Below are 19,276 nucleotides of genomic sequence, written 5' to 3'. Positions count from 1 at the left end.
ATCAGCTGGGGGTTTTTCTCATAAACCCTGGCAATCCCAGTAAAAAGGCGTCTCTTGCCAAGCTTGTCTGTCACCGTCATCACTAAAAATGAAGCGCATAACATTGAAGCGTGCCTGTCCTCTGTAGCATTTGCTGATGAGGTCATCGTCCTGGATTCCGGCAGTACGGATAACACTGTGCAGATAGCCCTTTCCATGGGTGCTGACGTAAGCACGAACTCCGACTGGAAGGGATTCGGCGTTCAAAAAAATCGTGCCCTGGCATTGGCTAAATCGGATTGGGTACTTTCAATCGATGCCGATGAGCGAGTGCCACCCGAGTTGCAGGCCGAAATCCGTGCTGCGCTTGAAGCGTCGGACTTTGATGCCTACTCTATGCCACGTCTTTCCAGTTACTGCGGACAGTACATGCATCATTCAGGCTGGTACCCCGATCGTGTGACACGCCTGTTTCGCCGGAATTCGGCGCGGTTTTCAGACGACCTGGTTCATGAAAAGATCATGACCACAAGCAAGGTAGGGCAGCTGAATTCCCGCTTGCTGCACGAAAGTTTCAGAAACCTTGAAGCTGTTCTCGATAAAACCAATCGCTATTCAACGGCAGGCGCCCAAAGCTTGTTCAACAAAGGCAAACCTGCATCTGTCGGCAAGGCTCTGGGCCATGGCATGTGGGCCTTTGTCCGGACCTATTTTTTGCGGCTTGGATTTTTGGATGGTCGCTTGGGTCTGGTTCTCGCAATTTCCAACGCCGAAGGTACTTACTACAGGTATCTGAAGTTATGGCTGCTTCAGCGGCAGCCCGGCAAGGTGCCGCCAGCGTAATGAAAATAAGCTTTATTGTCCTGACCTATAACAGGACCGATGCGTTGCTTGCCGTCCTGCGCTCTTTATCAGAGCAATGCAATCCGGAACACGAAGTCTTGATTGCTGATGATGGTTCCAGGCAGGATCAGGTCGAAATGCTTTTCGAGCGTTGTCCTGCGTTCACCTGTCCCGTGCGCCACGTCTGGCATCCGGATGTCGGGTTCACCGCCGCAGGAGCGCGCAATCTGGCGGCCCATTTTGCGAAAGGTGACTACCTGGTGTTTCTTGATGGAGACTGCATTCCGAACAAGTCATTTGTCGCCCGGCACCTACTTCTTGCCGAGCCCGGATTTTTTGTCAACGGAAGCCGCGTTTTGTTGAGTAAAACCCTCACCGCCGAAGTGCTTGGCAGTGAAAGCAATTTGCCACATTGCTCTGCTTTTTTCTGGTTGCGAGCTCGTTTTCGGGGTGATAGCAACAAATTGTTGCACCTCATTAACTGGCCGCTGTCTTTATTCAGGGTACAACAAGACTTTCAATGGCGCGGGATTCGAAGCTGCAACTTCGGCGTTTGGCGACATGATTTCGTCAGTGTCAACGGCTTCGACGAGACTTTCCAGGGATGGGGCCATGAAGATGCCGACCTTGTTCTTCGACTCCATCATTTGGGCCTCAAGCGGAAAAACGGCTTCATGGCTACCGAGGTGTTTCATCTCTGGCACCCCGAAAGCAAGCGTGACCAGGAATCGGTCAATAAAAACCGCGTCATGGCACGCATGAAAACCAATCTTGTCCTGGCGGAAAAAGGGCTTCGGGAACTCGACACTGCGGCGCCCCTCAAAATAACTCAATTGCACTGATCATTAAAAAATAACCTATGAGCATCACACCATCTTTCAGCCGCCGAAGCGTTGTCAGCCTGCTGACGGCCGGCGCATTTTCATCCATGCCGGCATTCGCCCAGTTTCGCGTGGAAGTGTCGGGCGTGGGCATGACTCAGTTGCCCATCGCCATCGCGCCCTTCAGGGGTGAAGCGCAATCCCCACAAAAAATCGGCAGCATCGTCAAGGCCGATCTTGAGCGAAGCGGCATGTTTCGCGGTGTTGACGCTGCAGGCGTCGTGGCAGATGAAAACACCCGTCCCGACCTTGCAAGCTGGCGGCAAAAAGGCGCCGACGCGATGGTGACCGGCAGTGTTTCACCGCTGGCGGACGGGCGCTTTGATGTTCGCCTTCGGTTGTGGGACGTTGTGCGCGAGCAGGATCTTGGCGGCCAGAGCTACACCGTCACGAAATCCGACCTGCGTCTGTCTGCGCACCGGGTTTCTGATTTTGTGTACGAAAAGCTGACCGGTGAAAAAGGAATTTTTTCCACGCGGATTGCCTACGTGACCAAGGCAGGCCAGCGCTACACCCTGTGGGTGGCTGATTCTGATGGAGAAAGTGCCCAGTCAGCCCTGGCAAGTCCTGAACCCATCATTTCTCCGGCATGGTCGCCCAGTGGTGCCCAATTGGCTTATGTGTCCTTTGAGTCCCGCAAGCCAGTGATTTATTCGCATGACGTAGCAACCGGAAAGCGGCGCTTGCTGGCTAATTTCAGGGGCTCCAACAGTGCGCCTGCGTGGTCTCCGGACGGCAGCCAGCTGGTTGCCACGCTGAGCCAGGCGGGCGGCTCGCAAATTTATTCAATAGGCCTGAATGGCGGTGATCCGAAGCGGCTGACACAGTCATCCAGCATTGATACCGAGCCCGCATTTTCCCCGGATGGGCGTTTGATTTATTTTGTCAGCGACCGGGGCGGCTCGCCGCAAATTTACCGAATGAGTCCTGCGGGCGGCAACGCAGAAAGAGTGACTTTTACCGGCAGCTACAACATCTCGCCGGTGGTGAGTCCCGATGGAAGATGGCTGGCATATGTTTCCCGAGTCGGCGGCGGATTCAAGTTGCATGTCATGGAACTCTCCACCGGAACGGTGTCATCAATCACCGATACTTCCGCCGATGAAAGCCCAAGTTTCGCCCCGAACAGCCGCCTGATTGTTTATGCAACACAGCAGCAGGGCAAGGAAGCGCTGATGACAACCACGCTGGACGGCAAGATAAAAGCACGTTTGTCCGGAGCGGGCGGTGACATTCGCGAGCCCGACTGGGGTCCGTTCCAGCGATAAGCAATAATTCCAGCATCTATATTTTTTGTTTAGCAGGGGTAATCAATGAAGCGCTTTTTATCTTCCGTCATCTCGTCTCTCGTGCTTGCGGCCTCATTGGTGGCCTGCGGTTCCAATGTCAAACTGCAGGATGTGTACCGGTTGAAGACAGATCAGCAAGCTCCGCGCAGGCAGACGCAGATGCTGCAGCGGCGGCCAGCAGAGGTGTAGCACCCGTGCAAATTGGCGCATCTGATGCTTCTGTGGCGGGGCCGGCCAACACCGCAAAAATCGTCTACTTCGACTTCGACAGTTACGTTGTCAAACCTGAATTCCAGAGCGTCATTGAAGCGCATGCCAGGTACCTGACGGCAAACAAAACACGCAAAATGGCGATTGAAGGACATACAGACGAAGTCGGTGGCAGGGAATACAACCTGGCGCTGGGTCAAAAGCGTGCTGAAGCCGTTCGTCGAGCTTTGGGTCTGCTCGGTGTGACCGATTCCCAGGTGGAGGCCGTCAGCTTCGGCAAGGAAAAACCCGCAGTTCCGGGACTCGATGAAGCGTCCATGGCAAAGAACCGCCGCGCTGAAATCAATTACCGTTAAGCGGGCAGGCCAACTGTGAAGACATTCAGACTTTTCATTGCTGTTGCCGCCTGCGTGCTGGCATTCAATGCCAACGCAGCCTTGTTTGAAGACGATGAGGCGCGTAGAGCCATCCTTGATTTGCGGCAAAAAGTCGATGTTTCCCAGCAGCGTACGACGGAAGAGCTGCGAAAATCCAATGAAGACAATGCCCAGCTTCGCCGCAGCCTGCTGGACTTGTCCAATCAAATTGAATCCTTGCGCAACGAAATGGCAACATTGCGTGGGCAAAACGAGCAGTTGACCCGAGGCATCACCGACGTGCAGCGGACGCAAAAAGATATCACGCAGGGGGTCGATGAGCGCTTGCGAAAGGTCGAACCTAGCAAGGTTTCCGTGGATGGGAGGGAGTTTGCGGCAGAGCCTGCTGAAAAGCAGGAATTTGAAGCTGCTCTGGCGACCCTTCGAAAGGGCGACTTTGCAGTTGCCCAGACCAGCTTCACGGCTTTCACGAAGCGCTATCCGCAAAGCGGATACAAATCATCAGCCTTGTTCTGGCTGGCCAATGCTCAATATGCCTTGCGGGACTACAAGTCTGCGGTAAATAACTTTCGTACCGTTGCAAGTGCCGACCCCGAACATGTGCGGGCACCTGAAGCACTTTTGTCCATGGCAAATTGCCAGGTTGAACTTAAGGATGCCAAGTCGGCGCGTAAAACCCTGGAAGATCTTATAAAGGCCTATCCACAGTCCGAGGCTGCATCTGTCGCCAAGGAACGTCTGTCAAAACTGAAATAAACGACAAATTCCGTACTGTCATGATGGCTTGAAATCAAGCAATGCATTATTGGAATGGCAGCTTTGATTAATCAGCTTTTGTAAGCAGTGACAGCGCTGAATTCGCAAAAAAATAATCCATGACATTTGAATCCGATCTGATGGCTCCTGACCTTGGACGCCGCTTTGGAGGGCTTGCACGTTTGTACGGAGCAGCCGGTGCCGAGCGTATTCGAAATGCACATATTGTGGTGGTCGGTCTGGGTGGCGTAGGCTCGTGGGCTGCCGAGGCTGCGGCGCGTAGCGGTGTGGCTCGCCTGACATTGATCGACCTTGACCATGTTGCCGAATCCAACATCAACCGGCAGGTCCATGCACTCGACACCACCGTGGGGCAAGCCAAGGTGCAAGCCATGCGCGAACGCATTGCGCATATCAATCCGGACTGCCGCGTGGACTGCATTGAGGATTTTGTTGATGCGGCAAACTGGCCAGGGCTTTTTCCGCCCGATATACGGTTTGATTACAAGCATCTGGCTGTCATTGATGCTTGTGATCAGGTAAGAGCCAAAACTGCCATGGCGGCATGGGCCATCAAAAACAAGGCCATTCTGATCAGTGTGGGTGCTGCCGGAGGAAAACGGCTTGCCCACCGCGTGGACATTGACGACCTGTCGGCCGTCACGCACGACCCTTTGCTGGCGCAGATGCGTTATCGCTTGCGCAAGGAACATGAGGCGGCCCGTCTCGGACGGATGAACGTGATGTGTGTGTTCAGCCGCGAGTCCGTCGCGCGGCCTTTGACGGCAGTTGATGTTGGACCAGCGCATGCAGACACTGCGGTACAGCCGTTGGCTGTGCCAATGCAGCCGGATGGGAGCCTCAATTGCCACGGGTATGGATCGGTCGTTAGCGTTACATCGACTTTTGGAATGTGCGCTGCAAGCTGGGTGCTGGATAAAATTGCCGGTTGACCCAAAAAAGCCACTTAAAAGGACGCTATAATTTGAGGCTGTTCTGCAAACAACGCAGTTCAGCCAAGATGAAAATCTTGGGACGTTAGCTCAGTTGGTAGAGCAGCGGACTTTTAATCCGTTTGTCGTGGGTTCGACCCCCGCACGTCCCACCAAATTTTATTTGGGTTCTTAGCTCAGCTGGTAGAGCAGCGGACTCTTAATCCGTAGGTCGCGAGTTCGAATCTCGCAGAACCCACCAAATAAGCCTTTTAGGCATTGAAAAAGCCTGCTATTTAATCAATAGCAGGCTTTTTTTTGTTTGGACGTTTATTAGGCGTTGCCAAATACTGCCTCGTGGGCTTCGGGATATTTCATGGGCTTGCACGTCCCTTGCTAAACACTTGCATCACCTGCCTTCAACTCACCCTGATGTGCATTTTGTTCGGCCCTTGTGTCACCTTTGTCTGTTTATGCGCATGGCTTTTACTCCTTTGCTCAACCACGATGACCTGCAGCGCTGGCGTGCCTGCTCGCGCCGCTTCTGGCTGCACCGTCGGGGTGGCCCGGCGGCGGCGCCATCGCAACCCTCGGCCACGGGCGCTGCCCGGACGCTGCGGGACGCTGACGAAACCGCTGAAGCGGCGGTGGTTCACGGTCCGGGTCTTCAGGCGGCCTTGCGGGCTTCGTTTCCCCACGCCGACCTCATCGCCGCGCCCGGCACCCCCGCCGAGTGGGCAGCGGCCGTGCAGCAGACCCTGGACTGCCTGGACTCCGACCGCGTGGCGCCTGAAGGCTGGGCCATCCTGGGCGCCTGCCTGACCAGCGACGACCGGGCGCAGGTGCGCATCGACGTGCTGACCTGCGGCGAGCAGGGTCTGCGCCTGTTCAAGGTGCGCTATGCCACGGTCGGCGACGAGGTCGATGTCGATGCCGTGGCGCTGTGGGTGCATGCGGCGGCGCGCTGTGGCCTGCGGGTGCAAAGCGCGGGCCTGCTGCTGGTCGATACCGGTTTTATCTATCCCGGCCACGGCTGCTACGCGGGCCTGTTCCGCGAGGTGGACCTGGCCCCGGTGCTGGGCTCGCGCCCGGTGGCGGCCTGGCTGTCGGCCATGCGCACCTGTGATCGCGGGCCCGAGCCGCCCGCCACGCCGGGCGCGCAATGCACGCAAAGCGGCGGCTGCGAGTTCGCCAGCCACTGCCAGGCGGGCGAGCCAGCGTCCAGCCTGCCTGCCCCCGATCCGCAGGCCAGCCTTGACATCGTCGGCCGCGAACTGGCCGCCGAGCTGCGCCAGGAAGGCCATGCCGATCTGCGCAGCGTCGCGCTGCAGCGGCTGGGCAACCTGCGCCACCGCCGCGCCGCCCGCGCCATCCAGCAGGGCGGGCCGGTGCTGGAGCCCGCCGTGGCCGCGCTGATGCAGGCGCTGCCTTATCCGCGCCACCACCTGCGCTTTGACACCATCGGCTTTGCCGTTCCGCTCTGGGCCGGAACGCGGCCCTACCAGGTGCTGCCTTTTCAGTGGACCTGTGGCGTGCAAAGCGCGGCGGGCCAGTGGGCGCGGCAGGGCTTTTTGGCCGATGCTGACGGCGGCGATCCGCGCCGCGCTTTTGCGTTGACGCTGCTGCAGGCGCTGGGCAGCGCCGGGCCGGTGCTGGCCTACAACGCTGGCTTTGAGCGCAGCCGCCTGCGCGAGCTGGCCCAGCAGTTTGACGACCTGGCGTCCGCGCTGGACGCCGTGCAGGCGCGCATCGTGGATCTGTTCCAGCTGGCCCGGGCGCATTACTACCACCCGGTGATGGCCGGCTCCTGGTCGTTCAAGTCGATCAGCCGCGCCGTCGCGCCCGATGTGCCGGTGGCGCGGCTCGAAGACGTTCAGGCATCCTCGGCGCAGGCGGCTTTTGCGCACTCACTGCAGCGTAGTCTGGATGGCGCGGTCCGGCAGCAACTGCGCGCCGCCCTGCAGGCCCACGGCCAGCGCGAGACCGAAGTCTTGCGCCGCATCGCTGCGTTATTCGAGGCGGCCGATGCGGCCGCCACCGCCGGGCGTGGCTGAGGCCGCTGGCATCAGGCACTGAATTCTTGAAGGAGCAACCCATGGCATTTCAAACCCTGTGCAAGCAGCGCTATCTGGCCGAAGGCGAATCCGTGCCGTTCACGCTCGATGGCCGCGAGGTCATCGTGCTGTGGCCCGATGGCGGCCAGCCGCGCGCCTTCGAGGGCCTGTGCCCGCACGAAGGCCAGTCGCTGGTCAACAACTCCGACTTCAACGGCCGTATCCTCGTCTGCACCGTGCATGGCTGGGTCTTCAACGGCCGCGACGGCAAGGGCCTGAGCCCCACCGGCTGCCAGCTCGAAGAGTTTCCCTTGCGGATCGCCGGCGGCATGGTGGAAATCGACCTGGACTGAGGCCGAACCGGCCTTCAGGTTTCTTGTTTTGCTATCAATACAATAGCTGTTTACGCGCGTAAGCATTGCGCTGCAGCCACTTTTTATTCAAATGAACGAAACCCCTCAAACTCCGCCTTTGCCCGACCGCCTGTCCATTGACCCGCGCAGTCCCTTTCACATGGCTGCCGTGTTCGAGCATGACGTGTGCATTCGCCTGAAGGACAAGGAGCGTCTGGATGTCTATGAATACTGCATCAGCGAAGGCTGGGTCAAGGTGCCTGCCGGCAAGTCGCTGGACCGCAAAGGCTATCCGCTGCTGATCAAGCTGACGGGCAAGGTTGAGGCGTTTTACCGGTAGGCCCGAACTCCCGCACCTGCGGCTCTTCATCGGGCGTGCTGATGGTGGCGCTGCACAGCGCTGCCGTCGCTGGCCCAGCGGTAGTCATGGCGCAGTTCGACTTCGCCATGGACCATCTGATCCAGCCCGGCCGGTGGCATGCTTCCTGCGCATGGCCTTGGCATGGCACCCTGAACACGGCGTCTGCGGCGGATTTTCGACAAAGTTGCGACAAAGCCGACAGGCGCGTTCACGCCATCACCCGTCCGCTGCGTCGTTTCACCCCCACCTGGTAGCCACCGCCATGTCCAACCGCCTTGCCTCCCAACAGTCGGCCTATTTGCTGCAACATGCCGAGCAGCCCGTGGACTGGTATCCGTGGGGCGACGAAGCCCTGGCGCTGGCCCGGCGGCGGGGTTTGCCGATCCTGCTGTCCATCGGCTACGCGGCCTGCCACTGGTGCCATGTGATGGCGGCCGAATCGTTTTCCGACCCGGCTACCGCCGCCCTGATGAACGAAGGCTTTGTCAGCATCAAGGTGGACCGCGAGGAGCGTCCCGATCTGGATGCCGTCTATCAGATGGCCCATCAGCTGCTGCGCCGCACCGGCGGCGGCTGGCCGCTGACGATTTTTCTCTCGCCGCAAGGCGTGCCGTTTTACAGCGGCACCTATTTCCCGAGCGCCGCGCCCGAGGGGCAGGCGACGTTTCAGGCCGTGCTGGGCTCGGTCAGCGCCGTCTGGCGCGAGCAGCGTGCGGCGCTGGCGCGGCAGGACCAGGCGCTGCTGGCCGCGCTGGCCGCCAGCGCGCCGCGCCGCGATGACGCCGCCGTGCTCGACGCCGCCGTGCGCGCCCAGGCGCTGCAGCAACTGGCCACCGCCTTTGATCCGGCGCAGGGCGGCTTTGGCGCGGCGCCGAAGTTTCCGCACCCCAGCGACCTGGCCTTTTTGCTGCGCCGCGCCCGCGAGGAAGGCGACGCGTCCGCCCGCGAGATGGCGCTGCTGACGCTGCGCAAGATGGCCGAAGGCGGTCTGTACGACCAGATTGGCGGCGGCTTTTTCCGCTACAGCGTCGATGCGCAGTGGCGCATTCCGCACTTTGAAAAAATGCTCTGCGACAACGGCGTGCTGCTGGCGCTGTATGCCGATGCGCTGGCGCTGACCGGCGAACCCTTGTTCCGCCGCGTCGTCGAAGACACCGCCAGCTGGGCGCTGCGCGAGATGCAATCTAGCACCGGCGGCTTTCATGCCTCGCTGGCTGCTGACGACGGGCAGGGCCGGGAAGGGCGCTTTTACGTCTGGGAGTCCGAGCCGCTGCGGCTGGCGCTCTCGCCCAACGAATGGGATGTGTGCGCCGCGCACTGGGGGCTGGTCGATGCGCCGGGCTTTGAGGGCCGTCACTGGCATTTGCGCGTGGCGCGCGCTGCCGGCCCGCTGGCCGTCACGCTGCGTCGCCCCGAAGCGCAGGTCGAGGAGCTGATCGCCTCCGCCCGCCCCAAGCTGCTGGCCGAGCGCGACAAGCGCGAACGCCCGGCCCGGGACGCCAAGCTGCTGACCGGCTGGACGGCGCTGATGATGACCGGCCTGGCCCGCGCTAGCGCCGTCTGCAGCGCCCCGAGTGGCTGCTGGCGGCGCGCAGCGCGCTGCGCTTTGTGCAGGTCGAGCGCTGGCAGGACGATGGCCGCACTTCCGGGCGCCTGCTGGCCCTGCCCGGCCAGGCGGCTTTTCTGGACGACCATGCGTTTTTGCTCGAAGCCGTGCTGGCGCTGCACGACGTCGATCCGCAGCCCGGCGACCTGCCGTTTGCCCAGGCTATCGCCAAAGCCATGCTGGCGCAGTTTGAAGACCGGGACGCGGGCGGCTTTTTCTTCATCCGCCACGATGCGCCCGCCCTGATCCATCGGCTCAAGACCGGGCTGGACGCCGCCACGCCGTCAGGCAACGGCACCGCCGCGCTGGCCCTGCTGGCCCTGAGCGACAAGCTCGATGCGCCGCAGGCGGCCAAATACCGGCTCGCCGCCGAACGCTGCGTGCGGGTGTTTGCCGCCACGGTGCTGAACGACCCGGCCAGTTTTCCGCGCTTGCTGCAGACGGCCGAGCTTTTGCAGACGGCGCCCGCCGTTGCCGCAGCGGGTGATGCCTTGATTCCGGCGCCTGCGGCGGCGGGCTGATTTTTGCTATTAATTAAGTAGCTGATTGCGCATAACCAGCATGCGCTGAAGGCTATTTTGTGTCGCAGATTGAAGTACAAAGTCCGGCCATCGCGCTGGACTGAAGTCGGCTCAACAGAACTTGTTCAACACCAGCTTGTAGCCTTGCTCGACCCAGCAGCTGAATAGGCCGGGCCATGCTTGATTCAACAAACTACTGTCAATCATTGCGCCTTCCGGGGCAATTCACCTGGGCATCAAACTGCTTGCCTTCGCGTGAATAGTCGCTGTCGGTCACCGTGCAACCCGATGTTTTCTCGACAGCCAGCCGCAGGGCAGCGGTGCCGGCCGGCGTGTTCGCCAGCGCCTTCGGGCTTCCGGTCGAGTTGGCTGTCCATGTGCCCTCGGTGATCTGCTTGACGATGTAGCTGTCGCCGCCGACAGTGACCCTGTGCGCTGCCGGTTCACCGGGCAACGGAGTCAATGCGCATGCGCCCAGTCCGGTGATGGCAGCTACCAGCAACAATCGCTTGAACCTATTCTTCATGGACGGCTCACCGCCGGCATGCCGGCCCCGGGTTGACCCGGCACGGCCCTTTCGGACGAACCCTCAATCGTTGTGGTTTGCGCCTTGGGCTCCGGCACCCTGGGTGCAGGGTTCGGCAGTTTGGTGTCGGGGCACGCTGACAGCAGCACGGCTGCACAGGCCAGTGACGACACGAGGAAAAGGCGTTTCATTGAAGTCTCCAGGCGCAGACCTCCTGCGCTGCCAAATGATAGGCGGTGAAGTCGCGCCCAGCCAGAGCTTGCGCCCATGTTGCGGCCAAGGCCTACAAGCTGCAAACTCAGCGAGCGCCGTTCCGGCGTAGGTCGGAGTCTGGTCCAGGTTCCGGCTCTTTCTTGTGCGACAAGGCCCGGGTTCCGGATTTGCCCTGGGGGCCGTCGCTGTCCGGCGGCGTTTGGGCCGCGCCGCCCTGGCGAAGGCTGCGCTGCAGCAGGTCGATCAGGTCCAGGATTTGCGCGCCAAAAGGGATGGCTTCTTCTTCGGCGGCTTCGGGCTGCGCCACCGTGTGCAACTGGCCCGCCTTGACCTTGCGCTCCACCAGCGCCAGGATTTCATCCTTGAAGGAGTCGGTGAACTGGTGCGGATCCCAGCGGCCGGTCATGTCCTCGATCAGCTCTTTGGCCATAGCCAGTTCCTTCTCGCTCACCCCGGCGGCCTTGGCGCCTTCGGGCGGCAGGTCCAGGTCTTCCCAGGAGCGGATTTCATCGCCCCAGCGCAGCAGGTTCAGCACCAGGCCCGGTCCCGACGGCACCAGCACCGCCAGATGCTGCTTGTTCTGGATCACCACCCGGGCCACGCCGACCCGCTTGGTCTGCAGCAAGGCGTCGCGCAGCAGGGCATAGACCTTTTCGCCCTTGTTGATCGGCTCCAGGTAATAAGGCCGCTCCAGGTAAATGAACGGAATCTGGGTGTTGGGCACAAAGCTGTCAATCGAGATGGTCTGGGTCACCCGGGGGTAGGCGGCCCTGATTTCCTCGTCGGTCAGCACCACATACCGGCCTTTCTCGTACTCGATGCCCTTGATGACGTTGTCGGGCTCGATGTCCTCGCCAGTTTTCTTGTTGATGCGCCGGTAGCCCACCGGCTCCAGGGTGCGCTTGTCCAGCCAGTCAAAATCCAGGCCGGTGTTGAGCGTGGCCGAATGCAGGGCCACCGGAACATGCACCAGCCCGAAACTGATGGCGCCTTTCCATACCGCGCGTGTCGCCATGTTCAGCCGCCTTCGCCGGCGGAAGCAGGCGTGTCGTCGGACGTGCCCTTGATGTTTTGCCGGGTGCGCTGCGCCAGGATGCCCTTGAAGGCCGCGTTGAAAGCGGGAATGTCGGCTGGCTTGCGGCTGCTGACCCAGTTGCGGTCCACCACCACCTTTTCATCGACCCACTGCGCGCCGGCCTGTTCCAAGTCTTTTTGCAGCTCGGGCGCACTGGTCATCTTGCGGCCTTTGACCAGGCCGGCCGAAACCAGCAGCCACGGCGCATGGCAGATCACGGCAAGCGGCTTGCCCTGCTGGTCCATCTGCCGCACCAGCTCCTGGGCGTCGGCATTGTTGCGGATGCGGCTGGCATTGACCGCCCCGCCGGGCAGCAAGACCGCATCGAATTCATCGGCGGTGACCTTGTCAAAGGTCGCATCCACGTCAAACGAATCCCCGGGTTGGTCATGGCGGACCCCCTGGACCTGTCCGGTCCTGTCGGACAGCAGGCGGATCATGACCCCGGACTCTTCCAGCGCCGCCTGCGGGCCGGTCAGCTCTTCCTGCTCAAAGCCGTCGGTCACGAGAATGGCGATATTCAAGCCGCCCAGCTGGTGTTGCGGTGGGTTGGACATGGATTTCTTTCGTTGGGAATATGAACTGAATTTGGTGCATGGGCCGCCAGGCGTATGTCGGCAGGCCAGTACCGTTGGCGTAGGAGAAATGCGCAAGTTGCAGGGCTGGCCTGCCTGAAAGCAGGGCGGCGCGTGCTATCGGGTTTATCCTGACGGCTCACCCTGAATGCAGGACCACAATCTTTTTTTACCCACCAGGAGCCTTCATGACCACACGCCGCCAAGCCACCCGTCTTTGCCTTGCCGCCCTTGCCGTGGCGGCTACCGCCGCCATCACCGGCTGCGGCATGATGCCGGGCAAGCCATCGTCTTCTAACCTGATCGCCCTGAGCACCCAGTTGCGCGCCGCCAACGAAGTGCCGCCCAATGCCAGCCAGGGCAGCGGCTCGGTCGATGCGGTCCTGAACAAGGACAGCAACCTGCTGCGCTGGAAAGTCAACTTCACCGGCCTGAGCGGCCCGGCCACGGCGGCGCATTTCCATGGCCCGGCTGCCGTTGGTGCCAATGCCGGCGTTGTCCTGCCCTGGCCGGGTCCGGTCACCAGCCCGATGGAAGGCAGCGCCACGCTGACCCCGGCCCAGGCGGCCGACCTGGTGGCCGGCCGCTGGTACGCCAACATCCACACCGCAGCCAACCCGGGCGGGGAAGTTCGCGGCCAGATGACGGTGCGCAACTGATGTAGCGGCTGCTTGATTGCTATCGTTTAGATAGCTGTATGTGCCCGTGTGTATTGCGGAAAAGGCATATTTCCTTCATGGCGCAGGGCCACGCTTCCCGTGTCGCCCTGTCCTGAGCGAAAGCCTGCGTGATCACCCACCATGCCGTCAACGGATGTAATCTACAGACAAGTGATTTGCTGGATTCGGGCACGCAATCAGGCGAAAAGCCCGAACAGGCCGGCTCGCTGCTGGAGTTGACGGCGGGTGGCAAAACCGCCTTGACGCTGGCCAATGGCGAAACAAGGACGTTCCCGCAGGACGGCGACGCCATCATCCTGCGCGGCCATTGCGAGCGCAGCGGGTTTGGCGACGGCCAGGACAGTGCTGGCCGTGCGGGAATAAAAATTGTCAAAAACTTCATATCATCGGAATTGTGCGGCTTGATTGTGGTGATCAGGCTGGCTGCATTCACCCCATTTCGGAGATACGCCATGGCGTTACAGGCACTAGACGAGCAATTGGCGCAATTCAGATCGGCCTTTGACAGCGGCGGTCTTCATGGCGCGCTGCGGTATCTGAATTCACGCACAAGCTACCGCTACACCGCGATTTACCGGCTCGATGGCCAGATGATGCGCAATATCCATCTGTATGACCGCAAGGGAGAAAACCCGACCAGCCTGTGCGAAGTTCCGCTGGGAGACAGCTTTTGCCAGTTCGTGCTCAAGGACAACGGCTTCAATACCGCCAATTCTGCGCAGGATGAACGGCTGCTGGACCATCCTCACCGGGGCATCATGAATTCCTATTTCGGCCTTCCCCTGTCCCGCAAGTCCGGCACGATTTATGGCACTTTTTGCCATTTTGACTTTGAGCCCATGGCTATTCAGGACAGCGAAATTCCCCTGCTTGAAGCCGTGAGCCTTGAGTTGCTGGATCAACTTGAAGCGCTAGTTTTTTAATAGCTGCTTGCGCCCGTCCTTATTGCGCAAGAAGCCTATTTCATTGCTATAAAGATAGCGCGGCAGGATGCGGAACGCATCTAGCCTGCTTCATTGAGCTGCATGTCGTTCGCATGGGCTTTTACTTCAGAGGTTGATGCCGCGATAGCGCTACGCCAATGGTGTTAAAACCTTAAAATCGCGGGTTAACCCAAAATCGCAGGCTTTGCCGTTCGGCAGTCCTTGCGGTTTTACAAGAGAGTTGCCCCCATGAACGCCCCAGTTGACGTCTCCTTCTTCACCCGCGCCGCCAAGCCGCTGACCAGTTACCGCAAATACTGGGCTGCCCGCTTCGGCACGGCCAAATTCCTGCCCACCAGCCGGGCCGAGATGGATGCGCTGGGCTGGGACAGCTGCGACATCATCCTGGTCACCGGCGACGCCTATGTCGATCACCCGAGCTTCGGCATGGCGGTGATTGGCCGCGTGCTGGAAGCGCAGGGCTTTCGCGTCGGCATCATTGCCCAGCCCGACTGGCACAGCGCCGAGGCCTTCAAGGCGCTGGGCAAGCCGAATCTGTTCTGGGGCGTGACCGCCGGCAACATGGACTCGATGATCAACCGCTACACCGCCGACCGGAAAATTCGCAGCGACGACGCCTACACCCCCGGCGACATCGGCGGCAAGCGGCCTGACCGCGCCGCCATCGTCTACAGCCAGCGCTGCCGCGAAGCCTATAAAGACGTGCCCATCATTTTGGGCGGCATCGAGGGCAGCCTGCGCCGCATCGCGCATTACGACTACTGGAGCGACAAGGTGCGCCGCTCCATCGTCGTCGATGCGAAAAGCGACTTGCTGCTCTACGGCAACGCCGAGCGCGCGCTGGTCGAGATTGCCCACCGCCTGGCCGCGCGCGAACCCGTGCAGAGCATCACCGACGTGCGCGGCACGGCCTTCGTGCGCCGGCAGGATGACGAATCCGGCAAGGGCTGGTTCGAGATCGACTCCACGCAGGTCGATGAGCCGGGCAGGGTCGAATCGCACATCAACCCCTACATGACCACCAGCGAGCAGGCTGCGGAGCAGGGCAGCACTTGCGCCAAGGAAGACGGCGAGAAGGCTGCTACTGAAACAATAGCTGCTGGCGCAATACCAGCAAGCGCTACAGGCCAATCAGGCTTGAAAAACGAGGTCAACCCGGCCATCAAGCCGCTGACGTTCTTCCCGAATCCCGCGCTCTACGGAAAAGGCAGCGTCAAGGTTCCGCCACGCGACCGCACCGTCATCCGCCTGCCGAGCTACGAGCAGATCAAGGCCGACCCGGTGCTGTACGCCCACGCCAACCGCGTGCTGCACCTGGAAACCAACCCCGGCAACGCCCGGGCGCTGGTGCAGGCGCATGGCGAAGGCACGACCGCGCGCGATGTCTGGATCACGCCGCCGCCCATCCCGCTGACCACGGCCGAGATGGACTATGTGTTCGACTTGCCCTACGCACGCGGCCCGCACCCGAGCTACGCCGACGAAAACGGCCGCCACGACGGCGCGACCAAGATTCCGGCCTGGGAAATGATCCGCTTTTCGGTCAACATCATGCGCGGCTGCTTCGGTGGCTGCACCTTCTGCTCGATCACCGAGCACGAAGGCCGCATCATCCAGAGCCGCTCCGAAGAGTCCATCATCCGCGAGGTCGAGGACATCCGCGACAAGGTCGAAGGCTTCACCGGCACCATTTCCGACCTGGGCGGCCCCACGGCCAACATGTACCGGCTGGGCTGCAAGAGCCCGGAAATCGAAGCGGCCTGCCGCAAGCCGAGCTGCGTCTATCCCGGCATCTGCCAGAACCTGACCACCGACCACGGCCCGCTCATCAAGATCTACAAGCGCGGCCGCGCGCTCAGGGGCATCAAGAAAATCCTGATCGGCTCGGGCCTGCGCTACGACCTGGCCGTGAAAAGCCCCGAATACGTGAAGGAACTGGTCACGCACCACGTCGGCGGCTACCTGAAAATCGCCCCCGAGCACACCGAGCAGGGGCCGCTGACCAAGATGATGAAGCCCGGCATCGGCAGCTACGACAAGTTCAAGACGCTGTTTGAAAAGTTCAGCCTCGAAGCCGGCAAGAAGCAGTTCCTGATTCCCTACTTCATCGCCGCCCACCCCGGCACCAGCGACGAAGACATGATGAACCTGGCTGTCTGGCTGAAAAAGAACGGCTTTCGCGCCGACCAGGTGCAGACCTTCTACCCCAGCCCGATGGCCACGGCCACGGCGATGTACCACAGCAACAAGAACCCGCTGCGCAGAATCACGCGCGACAGCGAGACGGTGGACATCGTGCGCGGCGACAAGCGCCGCCGCCTGCACAAGGCCTTCCTGCGCTACCACGATGCCAACAACTGGCCGGTCCTGCGCGAAGCGCTGAAAACTATGGGCCGCGCCGACCTGATCGGCAACGGCAAGCACCATCTGATTCCAACCTTCCAGCCGATGACGGATGGCACCTACACCAGCGCGCGGCGCAAGAACTCGACCGCCTCAGTGACCCCGGCTGCGCCTGTCAAGGGCCGCATGCTGACGCAGCACACCGGGTTGCCGCCACGGGACAACGGTTCGGGCAAGGCGCTGGGTGTGAAGCCGTTGCGCAAGCCGCGCTGAGACGCTTTCAATTTCAAAAGGCCCTGTGTGTCTGCGGATACGCAGGGCCTTTTTTGTTCTTGAAGCCGAATTGCCCTGTGGCGCACGACCAGCCAGTGCAGATAGCTATCTATTTGGTAGCAGGTTTTGTAGTTGCGGACTGAAGAGAAAGCCAGCCAGCACGATGCAGTGAAGCGCCACGGTTGCCCGATAAGCGGCAAGAAAGGAGGCTTTGCTCGATTTGTGACGCAGCAGCGCTTGCGCCCACCATGCACCGGGCCAGCCCCCCAGCAAGCCGAGCAGATGCAGTGTGTTTTCAGAGGTGCGCCACCGGCCGGTTTGCGCCGCATGCTTGTCAACCCAGTACATGAAAAATGTCACCAGGTTCAGCAGCAGCGCGATGGGCAGCGCCATGGCCGGCAAACGGCCGGCCCGGCTTTCCCAGCCCAGCAGCACAGCCCAGCCGAGCATCAGCAGCAGCGCGGGGCTCGCCGGCCTGGACGGCGCCGTGCGATTCAGCGTCCGTTGCTGGGGACTGCGTGCTTGAGTTGGCGGCATCGCTGCGCGTGCGGTTGCGCGGCTGCCTGGCGAGTCCTGCAAGGACATGCCAGCCTGAACCGACATCGCGCGCGGTCCCTTGCCGCCAACGTGGATTTCCTCGAACGTCACCGGCATGCCTTCCTGTGGAGCGGCCGAACCCCGAAAGTCCTTAATATGGAAAAAAATGTCGGCCGGCGTTTCGGGACTGCGGATAAATCCGAAGGCGCGTGCGCTGTCCCAGCGCACGACTTTTCCTTGTTTTTTCATGTTTCCTGCGATGGATTTCTGGGTGAATTCAAGCGGTGCTTGCGCCTGAGTTCAAGGAGGTTAACAGGCCGGCTTGCCCCGGCTCCAGCCATCGCCGCCCAACTCAATCCCGCAGCGTACACAGCTCAATATCCTTCTCCACCGCCGGCGCATCGAGTTCCCGTATTGCGCCATCAAACCCGGTAAGGCGGAATATCGATCTCGTCGTCAGTCTCCCGGCCCGTGAGCACGCCAGTCGCCACGGACTCAACCACCGCCAGCATTTCCGGGCTATAGCCTTTGTTCAGAAACGCCTTGCGCTTGCCGTTGGAAAAACGCCCCTCGTTTTGCAGGCACAGGCGCACCATCAGCGCCAGGGTGTTGCTGTTCAGGTCGATGCGCTCGTTGACTTGGTGCGCAATGGCGTCATAGTTGCGCAGATACTCGGTCTCCTGCCGCAAATCGACTTCCAGCGACTGCTCGGCCATGCGCAGGCCGAACTCGACACAGGGCGTTGCATCCCAATAGCGGTAAATCGACGCGTCGCCTTTGAAGGTGAACTCGAAATGCTCATCGTCAATCATCAGCACGTCCCAGAGCCGCCGGGCCGGGGCTGAGAATGACTTCAGTGCCTGCAGGTACTGGTCTTCGTTGCGTTTCATGGCGACGGAAATGGGCAGCACCAGCCCCTGCTTCAGGACTTCGGACCGGCAGACCGCCTTGTGAAACAGAAAGCGCGACAGGCGGCCATTGCCGTCCATGAAGGGATGCACAAAGACAAAAGCAAAACTGCTCAAGGCACCGATCACCAGCGGACTCTGCACCGGGTCCGGGTCATTGAGTATGTCCATGATGGCCTGCATCAATTCCGGCACCAGCTCCGGCGCTGGCGGCACATAGGTGATGCCCAGCACTCCGTTGCCGGGGCCGCGCAGCCAGTTCTGGCGGTTGCGAAATTCCAGGGCGCGGTCAAGGGGGTTGGTGACGGCCAGATTTTGCAGGTCCACCAGGTATGTTTCGGTAATCGGCGTGCTTTCGCGGGCCTGCATGAGCAATTGGGCGAAGGCCTCGGCCTTGCGGCTGCTGGGTTTTTCCCGCTCGATGGCGAACGAGCTTTCGGTCTCGCTCAGGTAGGACCAGCTCATGGTCCGGTCCAGTGTTTCTTGCTTCATGCCTTCGATGAACGCCTGGGCGCGGCCAAGCGTGTCCTGCGCCAGCAAGGCCGCGATGGCGCTGGTGCGCTCGATGGTCGGGCAAAACCGCAGCGAGCCCAGACCATTGAAGTCCACGCGCCATTTGCTGTTGCGCCGTGGCTTGCCCGTCAGGTATTTACCCGGGTCGAACAGGGGCACATAGGGACCGATGGCTTGGGGCGCGCCTTCAAGTTCCCGCCCGTTAAATTGTTCCCAGAGGTAGGCTGTGATGCGGATGTACTTGCTGGCCGGACTGCTGCAAAAAGCTTCGATGAGTGGGCCAGCGTCGATGCGCGGCAGGCACTGGGCCAGAATCTGCAGATTGACGCCCTCATGCTTGAGGGCGAACAGGATGTGCTCCAGCGGACCTTGCGAGACCGGCGCCACGCTGGCGGGCACTTCCAGGCCGTCGGCACGCTGCACGACTTTGGTGACGCTGCCGACACGGGCCGGACGCGCGCACGGAAAAGCACTCAGCTTGAGGTGATCCCTCAGAAATTCATACCCCAGCAGGCGTTTGGACATTT

19 protein-coding genes, 2 tRNA genes and 1 pseudogene are annotated in these 19,276 nt (G+C 61.0%); 16 read left to right on the top strand and 6 right to left on the bottom strand.

Going from position 1 to position 19,276, the window contains the following annotated elements:
• Positions 1-54: 54 nt before the first annotated feature.
• From ABLV49_RS10805 to ABLV49_RS10745, 13 genes and pseudogenes are all read left to right on the top strand, one after another.
• Entirely contained in the window at positions 55-822 is a 768-nt protein-coding gene (locus ABLV49_RS10805; RefSeq protein ID WP_349276418.1) for a glycosyltransferase family 2 protein, read from the top strand.
• Positions 780-1,664 (top strand): glycosyltransferase family 2 protein, encoded by an 885-nt coding sequence (locus tag ABLV49_RS10800; RefSeq protein WP_349276417.1) that lies wholly within the window; start codon positions 780-782, stop codon positions 1,662-1,664. The genes ABLV49_RS10805 and ABLV49_RS10800 overlap by 43 nt, the downstream gene beginning before the upstream one ends.
• Positions 1,665-1,681: 17 nt before the next feature.
• Positions 1,682-2,971: a Tol-Pal system beta propeller repeat protein TolB gene (tolB, locus tag ABLV49_RS10795; protein ID WP_349276416.1), complete on the top strand. Its 1,290-nt coding sequence runs from the start codon at positions 1,682-1,684 to the stop codon at positions 2,969-2,971.
• 45 nt (positions 2,972-3,016) lie between these two features.
• A pseudogene (pal, locus tag ABLV49_RS10790) lies at positions 3,017-3,558 on the top strand (peptidoglycan-associated lipoprotein Pal).
• A gap of 15 nt (positions 3,559-3,573) precedes the next feature.
• Positions 3,574-4,335 (top strand): tol-pal system protein YbgF, encoded by a 762-nt coding sequence (ybgF, locus tag ABLV49_RS10785; RefSeq protein WP_349276415.1) that lies wholly within the window; start codon positions 3,574-3,576, stop codon positions 4,333-4,335.
• Positions 4,336-4,454: 119 nt separating this feature from the next.
• Positions 4,455-5,288, top strand: a complete 834-nt coding sequence (locus ABLV49_RS10780; protein WP_349276414.1) for a tRNA threonylcarbamoyladenosine dehydratase — start codon at positions 4,455-4,457, stop codon at positions 5,286-5,288.
• A 79-nt stretch (positions 5,289-5,367) separates the two neighbouring features.
• Positions 5,368-5,443 (top strand) — tRNA-Lys (locus ABLV49_RS10775).
• Between the two features lie 10 nt (positions 5,444-5,453).
• Positions 5,454-5,529, top strand: a tRNA-Lys gene (locus ABLV49_RS10770).
• 217 nt (positions 5,530-5,746) lie between these two features.
• Positions 5,747-7,321: a DUF2779 domain-containing protein gene (locus ABLV49_RS10765; RefSeq protein WP_349276413.1), complete on the top strand. Its 1,575-nt coding sequence runs from the start codon at positions 5,747-5,749 to the stop codon at positions 7,319-7,321.
• Positions 7,322-7,362: 41 nt separating this feature from the next.
• Positions 7,363-7,674, top strand: a complete 312-nt coding sequence (locus ABLV49_RS10760) for a Rieske 2Fe-2S domain-containing protein (protein WP_349276412.1) — start codon at positions 7,363-7,365, stop codon at positions 7,672-7,674.
• A 91-nt stretch (positions 7,675-7,765) separates the two neighbouring features.
• Positions 7,766-8,014, top strand: coding sequence for a DUF3297 family protein (locus ABLV49_RS10755; RefSeq protein ID WP_349276411.1), 249 nt, complete (start codon positions 7,766-7,768; stop codon positions 8,012-8,014).
• A gap of 283 nt (positions 8,015-8,297) precedes the next feature.
• Positions 8,298-9,887, top strand: coding sequence for a thioredoxin domain-containing protein (locus ABLV49_RS10750; protein WP_349276410.1), 1,590 nt, complete (start codon positions 8,298-8,300; stop codon positions 9,885-9,887).
• Positions 9,818-10,162 carry a hypothetical protein gene (locus tag ABLV49_RS10745; RefSeq protein ID WP_349276409.1) on the top strand — a complete coding sequence of 115 codons (345 nt, stop codon included), beginning with the start codon at positions 9,818-9,820 and terminating at the stop codon, positions 10,160-10,162. Before ABLV49_RS10750 ends, ABLV49_RS10745 begins: the two co-directional genes overlap by 70 nt.
• Positions 10,163-10,361: 199 nt before the next feature.
• Here ABLV49_RS10745 and ABLV49_RS10740 read toward each other — a convergent pair whose 3' ends face one another.
• The 4 genes from ABLV49_RS10740 to ABLV49_RS10725 form a co-directional block, all read right to left on the bottom strand.
• Positions 10,362-10,688: a hypothetical protein gene (locus ABLV49_RS10740; RefSeq protein ID WP_011801284.1), complete on the bottom strand. Its 327-nt coding sequence runs from the start codon at positions 10,686-10,688 to the stop codon at positions 10,362-10,364.
• The gene (locus ABLV49_RS10735; RefSeq protein ID WP_349276408.1) at positions 10,685-10,879 is read right to left on the bottom strand and encodes a hypothetical protein; all 195 of its coding nucleotides are present in this window, start codon (positions 10,877-10,879) and stop codon (positions 10,685-10,687) included. Before ABLV49_RS10735 ends, ABLV49_RS10740 begins: the two co-directional genes overlap by 4 nt.
• A 107-nt stretch (positions 10,880-10,986) precedes the next feature.
• Positions 10,987-11,916 carry a Ku protein gene (locus ABLV49_RS10730; RefSeq protein ID WP_349276407.1) on the bottom strand — a complete coding sequence of 310 codons (930 nt, stop codon included), beginning with the start codon at positions 11,914-11,916 and terminating at the stop codon, positions 10,987-10,989.
• A gap of 2 nt (positions 11,917-11,918) precedes the next feature.
• The gene (locus tag ABLV49_RS10725) at positions 11,919-12,533 is read right to left on the bottom strand and encodes a type 1 glutamine amidotransferase domain-containing protein (protein WP_349276406.1); all 615 of its coding nucleotides are present in this window, start codon (positions 12,531-12,533) and stop codon (positions 11,919-11,921) included.
• Positions 12,534-12,739: 206 nt separating this feature from the next.
• On the opposite strand from ABLV49_RS10725, the gene ABLV49_RS10720 reads away from it, so the two are divergent.
• From ABLV49_RS10720 to ABLV49_RS10710, 3 genes are all read left to right on the top strand, one after another.
• The gene (locus ABLV49_RS10720) at positions 12,740-13,210 is read left to right on the top strand and encodes a CHRD domain-containing protein (RefSeq protein WP_349276405.1); all 471 of its coding nucleotides are present in this window, start codon (positions 12,740-12,742) and stop codon (positions 13,208-13,210) included.
• Between the two features lie 128 nt (positions 13,211-13,338).
• On the top strand, positions 13,339-14,154 hold the full coding sequence (locus ABLV49_RS26040) for a hypothetical protein (protein ID WP_415838221.1): 816 nt from the start codon (positions 13,339-13,341) through the stop codon (positions 14,152-14,154).
• Positions 14,155-14,403: 249 nt separating this feature from the next.
• Positions 14,404-16,791: a YgiQ family radical SAM protein gene (locus tag ABLV49_RS10710; protein WP_349276404.1), complete on the top strand. Its 2,388-nt coding sequence runs from the start codon at positions 14,404-14,406 to the stop codon at positions 16,789-16,791.
• A gap of 105 nt (positions 16,792-16,896) precedes the next feature.
• Here ABLV49_RS10710 and ABLV49_RS10705 read toward each other — a convergent pair whose 3' ends face one another.
• Positions 16,897-17,577, bottom strand: a complete 681-nt coding sequence (locus tag ABLV49_RS10705; RefSeq protein ID WP_349276403.1) for a cold shock and DUF1294 domain-containing protein — start codon at positions 17,575-17,577, stop codon at positions 16,897-16,899.
• Between the two features lie 173 nt (positions 17,578-17,750).
• Positions 17,751-19,274, bottom strand: a complete 1,524-nt coding sequence (locus ABLV49_RS10700; RefSeq protein WP_349276402.1) for a Fic family protein — start codon at positions 19,272-19,274, stop codon at positions 17,751-17,753.
• Positions 19,275-19,276 lie beyond the last annotated feature (2 nt).

Source organism: Polaromonas hydrogenivorans, from assembly GCF_040105105.1.
GTDB lineage: Bacteria > Pseudomonadota > Gammaproteobacteria > Burkholderiales > Burkholderiaceae_C > Polaromonas > Polaromonas hydrogenivorans.
The sequence above is the reverse complement of the archived record's forward strand: the minus strand, read 5'-3'. Positions and strand labels throughout refer to the sequence as shown.